Here is a 6,436-nt window from a genome sequence, read left to right on the forward strand (position 1 = left end):
AATACCCTTCACTTCTCATGATATCGTCGTGTATTCGAGCTGCTTCTTTTACCTATTACACATCATCTGATTGTTCTCTCACCTTATCTAACTTTGCCTGAATCTTTTCTTTTTCTTTAAGTGGTGGGGTTAGACTAACGATGGTGTCTCCTGTGGATGGAACGGTCCGCATTTCCTCTGAGAAAAACTTCAAGACACCATTTGGTTTAATTAAATACAAGAATACGGTTGAATCATCTTTTTCATCTAGATATTGTTTCAGGCCATATTGTTCCGTTAATGTCGTTCTACGGAAAACAAAGCCTTTTTCTATTTTTTCATTTAGAACTTCGATGGAGAACTTCCTGTCAAACAAAATTCTTCCTCCAACTCTAGAAACAACTCCAGTAGAGTTATCCACTACATCGTATGGACTAATTTTAAAGACATTTGTCCTTCCATATTCAGGAAGGAAAGTCGTACATGTAAGGGAATTATATGCATGGTCATCCGTTGCAGCGAGTAAATAATCATATGGAATCGTGTTTAGCATATGCTCTGTCTGTTCGGAAAGCATATTTCCGCGGTAGAAAGGAACCCCAGCCTTTCTTGCAAGCTTTAAATGCTCCCATGATGAATCAACAATGATAACCGGTATACTTGACTTCTTTAACGAATCCGCCAATCGAACTGTAAATGGGTTACTTCCAATAATCAGTACACCTGGTTTTCCTTCTTCAGATAGACCCAACTTTCTAGCTAACCAACCGATAGAAAAACCATGAGATAGTACAGTAAAGAATACAAGGGCAAAGGTTAATGTTGTCAAGATAGAAGCATCTTGGTACCCAGCATCAAGTAGAATTGTAGCAAAGTAACTAGATACAGTTAATGCAACAATTCCTCTTGGTGCAATCCACCCAAGTAATACTTTTTCATTTAATGATAAAGATGTCCCAATGGTTGATAAAAATATAGACAATGGTCTTACGATGAACATCATTAATAACACATAACCAATAATGTTAGGACTGAAAATGTGTAATAATGTATCCACCTCTAAGGAAGCCGTTAGCATAATAAAAATAGTGGAAATAAGTAATATAGAAATATTCTCTTTAAAATGCCTCATATCGGAAATGGAGCTAATTCCTATGTTTGCTAACGTAATCCCCATCGCAGTAACCGATAATAGACCCGTTTCATGCATGACTAAATCCGCCACTGTAAAACCAAAAATAACAACAACTACAACTGCAGGCGATTTTAAGAATTCCGGTATATGTCCTTCTTCAAACACCCAACCTAAACCTCTTCCAAGTGCCCAACCTAATATAATTGCAAAAACCGAAGCAGTGAAGAACAAGATTAACTGTGAACCATCATGATTATCTGCTGTAATGAAAGTAATGATTTCAAAAGCAAAAACTGCCACTAATGCTCCAATTGGGTCAACAATAATCCCTTCCCACTTTAATACTTTGGCTGGTCTTGATGTTAATTTTGCTTGTCTTAGTAATGGCATAATAACCGTTGGACCAGTAACAATAAACAGCCCACCAATTACAAAGGCAACCGCCCAAGACAATCCAGCTATATAATGGGCTGTTAGTGAACCTAAAATCCAAGCAATCAGTGCCCCAACTGTAGATATCCGGAAAATTGGCTTTCCAATGCCCTTTAATTCCTTAAAACTTAAATTCAAGCTACCTTCGAATAATATAATAGCCACGGCTACTGAAATAATGGGACTATATAAATCTCCAAAGTCTTCTTCAGGATTAATAATTCCAAAAATTGGCCCTACTATTAAGCCCGTAACAGACATGATAACAATTGCAGGCATTCTATAGCGCCAAGCAAGCCATTGCGAACCTATTCCTAAAATACCAATAAGCGCAATTTCTAGTAGTAATGAAGGACCCATCTCACCCCTCCTAATCAAAAAGTATATAATGGACATTTTATAGATGTCAGATGAGTATGTAAATGAATTTGTCGTTATTTATTAAAATACTATTCTAACCAAACTTCTACGAAAAAGTTCTGTAGAAAGTACTATTCATGTTAAATTATGATAGGATAATATTATTAAAATGGTTTTATCATGTTATGATTATTTTAGCAATGGTTACTATTAATTTAGGGCTATAACAGGTTGTTCAAAAAGTCCGGTGAAAATGACATGCCCCTATGTAGGAGCAGCGTTGCAATAGGACGTGGCGCATTTAGTCGATCTCGGTCTTTTTCTTTGAACACGCACTATAATCTAAAACTATTTATTATTAAAATAACAATCTATAGAAGCAGCAATAGCAATAAGATATATGAAAAAGGAGGATTGTTTCATGCTCACAAAAGAGGAGAAAATTTTACAAACGTATTTTGGCTATGAGACATTTCGGCCTGGTCAAAAGGAAACAATTGAGCATGTCCTACAACGAAATAATACACTTGCTGTCATGCCAACAGGAGGCGGAAAGTCCTTATGTTATCAAATCCCCGGTTTGTCCATGGATGGAACGGCTATCATTATTTCCCCATTAATATCACTCATGAAGGATCAGGTGGATGCACTAAACGCATATGGTATCCCTGCCACTTTTATCAATAGTTCCCTTTCCCAATCTGAGCAGCAACTCCGATTGAATGATGTCATGCAAGGTCGATACAAATTTGTTTACGTTGCACCCGAACGATTTGAATCTGGCCTCTTTGTTAACATCATGAATCAAATACAAATTGCTCTAGTAGCTTTTGATGAAGCTCACTGTATCTCTCAGTGGGGGCATGATTTCAGGCCAAGTTACAGGTCGATTGTAAGTACATTAAAACAAATTTCTAATATTCCTGTGTTTGTAGCACTTACAGCTACCGCAACGGAAGAGGTCATCCACGATATTCAGCACCTTTTACATATCGATCATGTTATCAATACCGGATTTGCCCGTGACAATTTAGCCTTTCACGTTGTTAAGGGGAAAGATAGAACCAGTTATATTCGTACTTTTTTAAACGAACATAAGGTAGAATCTGGGATTATTTATACGGCTACACGTAAGCAAGCAGATAGTTTATATGAACAACTTTCACGACTCGGGTTGTCCGTTGCCAAATATCATGCAGGAATGTCGGAAACAGAGAGAAAAGAAGCACAAAACTCCTTCATTCATGATGAAACGAACGTAATGATTGCTACGAATGCTTTTGGTATGGGAATTGATAAATCGAATGTTCGCTACGTCATTCATTATGCGATGCCAATGAATATTGAATCGTATTATCAGGAAGCTGGAAGGGCCGGTCGAGATGGAGAGCCGAGTGATTGCATATTGCTTTTCTCCCCGCAGGATGTACAACTGCAAAAATTTCTGATTGAGCAATCCTTGATGGACGAGTCAGCGAAACAAAATGAATATCGAAAATTACAAGAAATGATGAATTATTGCCACACTCACAGCTGCCTGCAAGATTTCATATTAGATTATTTTGATGATAATCAATCAGAAAAAAATTGTGGCCGTTGCAGTAACTGTATTCAAGGACAAGAAAAGACCGACATCACAGAAGAAGCACAAAAAATACTCTCTTGTGTCAAACGAATGGGTGAACGGTTTGGCGTTACGATGACAGCAAAAGTATTAAAAGGATCGAAGGATAAGAAGATTTATACATTTGGATTGAATAAATTAACTACCTATGGTCTCATGTCTAACTATACTGAAAAGGAGATCACAGAGCAGATTCAACTCCTTATTGCTGAACGAATGCTTTCAACCGAAGAGGGAAAATATCCTACTCTAAAACTGAATCAAAAATCTGTTGATATTTTGAAAGGGAAAGAAAGTGTTTGGATGTTCGCACCAACCATTCCTAATAGCGAAGAAACAGATTTCTTTGAAGATTTATTCTCGAGTCTTCGCTCTCTTCGTAAGAAAATTGCAGATGAAGAAGGAATTCCACCATATATTTTATTTTCAGACGCAACATTAAAAGAGCTAAGTCGTTATTTTCCAACAACAAGGGAAGATATGCTTGCCATTAAAGGGATAGGTGAAAAGAAATTTGAGCAATATGGAGAAGCTTTCTTAGAAGTAATCCAACAATGGAGAACTGACCATCCAGATGTAAAAGAAAGAGTTCGCATTACAGATACTAGACCAAGACCGAAAACGAAGAAACAACCTGGAGATGATCAACCAAGTCATCTCATTAGTTACCAAATGTTTCAGTCAGGAAAATCACTAAAGGATATTGCCGCCATACGTGATATGTCTAACCAAACAATTGAAAATCATATTTTTAAAGCATACAAAGATGGATATCCTGTTGCTTGGGACATCTTTTTTAATGAAGAGGAAGAGAAAGTGGTACTAGAAGCTCGAAGTCAAATTACCGAGGAAAAACTTAAGCCATTGAAAGAAGCTTTACCTGAGGATTATAATTACACGATGATAAAAGCGGTGCTTGTGAAAAATGGATGGATGTAATAGAAGGCTATCCCCCAATAGATTTTGGGAGGTAGCCTTTTTTGCTTCTTGTATGATGTGATCAGAATCATGCGCTTCACTCTCAAATGAGCACTCGTAAACACGATGAGTTACCGAATTGGATTTTTTTGCGCTTGTTCCGACACTCATAATCCGATGAGTTACCGAATTAGATTTTTTGGCGCTTGTTCCGGCACTCATAACACCTATGAGTTACCGAATTAGACTTTTTGACGTCTGTTCGGGCACTCATAATGCCAATGAGTTACCGAATTAGATTTTTCGGCGCTTGTTCCGGCACTCATAACACCTATGAGTTACCGAATTAGATTTTTTGGCGCCTGCTCGGGCACTCATAACGTCGATGAGTTACCGAATTAAATTTTTTTGCGCTTGTTCCGGCACTCATAATCCGATGAGTTACCAAATTAGATTTTTTGGCGCTTGTTCCGGCACTCATAACACCTATGAGTTACCGTAAACAACCCAATGGGGAATCCCCCTAGTTTTCACAGGAAGGATTCACCCAAAAAAGCAGGCACAAGGGAAAAGCCTATCCCTTGTGCCTGCTATTATTTATGCCCATGTACCATTTCTAAAAATTGGTTCCACTGTTCCATCTTGCTTGACCCCATCAATATCCAATTCATGAGAGCCTATCATGAAATCCACATGAACAAGGCTATCATTGACACCATGTTTGTGTAGTTCCTCATCTGACATGGTTGAGCCATTTTCTATATTCGTTGGATAAGCCTTTCCAAGTGCGATATGACAAGAAGCATTTTCATCAAATAATGTATTATAGAAAATAAGTCCAGACTGAGAAACCGGAGATTCATGCGGTACTAAAGCTACTTCACCTAATCGACGTGCCCCTCCATCTGAATCTAAAAGATGTTTTAATACTTCTTCCCCTTGCTCGGCCTTAAAATCAACTACTTCCCCGTCTTTGAAAGTTAAACTGAAATGATCAATCACACTTCCACCATAGTTTAATGGCTTCGTACTAGCGACCGTTCCATTCACACCATATTTATGTGGCACGGAGAATACTTCTTCTGTCGGCATGTTAGGATTAAATGTTACTCCTGTTTCTGCTTGAGCAGATCCACCCTTCCATATGTGACCTTCTGGAAGTTCTATTTCTAAGTTCGTACCAGGAGCCTTAAAAATTAATTTCTTGTAATTCTTAGCGTTTAATTCTTCTCTCTTTTCCTTTAATGTTTGATTATGCGCATCCCATGCTGCAACTGGGTCGTCTTGATCGACACGGACAATTTTTAAAATAGCGTCCCATAGACTTTCGATAGCTTCCGCTTTTGTTTTATCTGGGAATATTTTTTGTGCCCAATCGCCTGAAGGAATAGAAATAATAGACCACGGTATTTTATCATTCATTGTATATTTGCGAAAATTTTTCAGGGCCTCTCCTGCTGCTTTGTTTGCCATTGCCACTCGCTTTGGATCAATATTTTGAAGTAAATCAGGATCGGTAGAACGAATGCTTAATACAGCAGCTCCATCCTTAGCATACATATCATGAAGCATGACACGCCATTCTGGGAATGAACCGATAACTTCATCTGGGGCATTCTCATATTTTAATAATGCTAACTCGTCATCTGACCAGTTAATATGTACATCCTTTGCACCAAGTTCATACGCCTTCTTCGCAACTATTCTTGTAAAATCTGCTCCTTCAATCGGTGCATTAATCATTAATGCTTGATTGGGCTGTAAATTTACTCCTGTTTTTAATGCTAATTCTGCATATTTTTCCAGTGATTGATGGTCTACCATCTTTTCCCCTCCAATTAATTAGTTTTACCACTATTATTATTCCACTTTTTCATATGAAATACCTTCTTAATTGCTTATTCCATTTTCTCCTATGTGTAAAATAGTTCTCGGGGATTTGAAACAAAATTCTAGAAAAAAAAGAAAAGGCGCTCTATCATAAATGT

General features: G+C 37.7%; 3 protein-coding genes. 1 reads left to right on the plus strand and 2 read right to left on the minus strand.

Annotated elements, in window-relative coordinates; all coding sequences use genetic code 11:
* Nucleotides 1-55: 55 nt before the first annotated feature.
* The gene (locus tag ACFQ18_RS06095) at nucleotides 56-1,906 is read right to left on the minus strand and encodes a cation:proton antiporter (RefSeq protein ID WP_204798665.1); all 1,851 of its coding nucleotides are present in this window, start codon (nucleotides 1,904-1,906) and stop codon (nucleotides 56-58) included.
* 421 nt (nucleotides 1,907-2,327) lie between these two features.
* Here ACFQ18_RS06095 and recQ point away from each other — a divergent pair, with 421 nt between their 5' ends.
* A complete protein-coding gene (gene recQ / locus ACFQ18_RS06100; protein WP_204798664.1) occupies nucleotides 2,328-4,469 on the plus strand; it encodes a DNA helicase RecQ in 2,142 nt (713 codons plus the stop codon).
* 576 nt (nucleotides 4,470-5,045) lie between these two features.
* Here the strand turns inward: recQ and ACFQ18_RS06105 are convergent.
* The gene (locus ACFQ18_RS06105; protein ID WP_204798663.1) at nucleotides 5,046-6,272 is read right to left on the minus strand and encodes an aminopeptidase; all 1,227 of its coding nucleotides are present in this window, start codon (nucleotides 6,270-6,272) and stop codon (nucleotides 5,046-5,048) included.
* Nucleotides 6,273-6,436 lie beyond the last annotated feature (164 nt).

The sequence above is a fragment of the Oceanobacillus caeni genome, from assembly GCF_042678465.1.
Classification (GTDB): domain Bacteria; phylum Bacillota; class Bacilli; order Bacillales; family Amphibacillaceae; genus Oceanobacillus; species Oceanobacillus caeni.

What these genes read in the sequence shown, in the direction of transcription:
- ACFQ18_RS06095 (WP_204798665.1), bottom strand. Translation starts at nt 1,906, where the DNA reads ATGGGTCCTTCATTACTACTAGAAATTGCGCTTATTGGTATTTTAGGA.
- recQ (WP_204798664.1), top strand. Translation starts at nt 2,328, where the DNA reads ATGCTCACAAAAGAGGAGAAAATTTTACAAACGTATTTTGGCTATGAG.
- ACFQ18_RS06105 (WP_204798663.1), bottom strand. Translation starts at nt 6,272, where the DNA reads ATGGTAGACCATCAATCACTGGAAAAATATGCAGAATTAGCATTAAAA.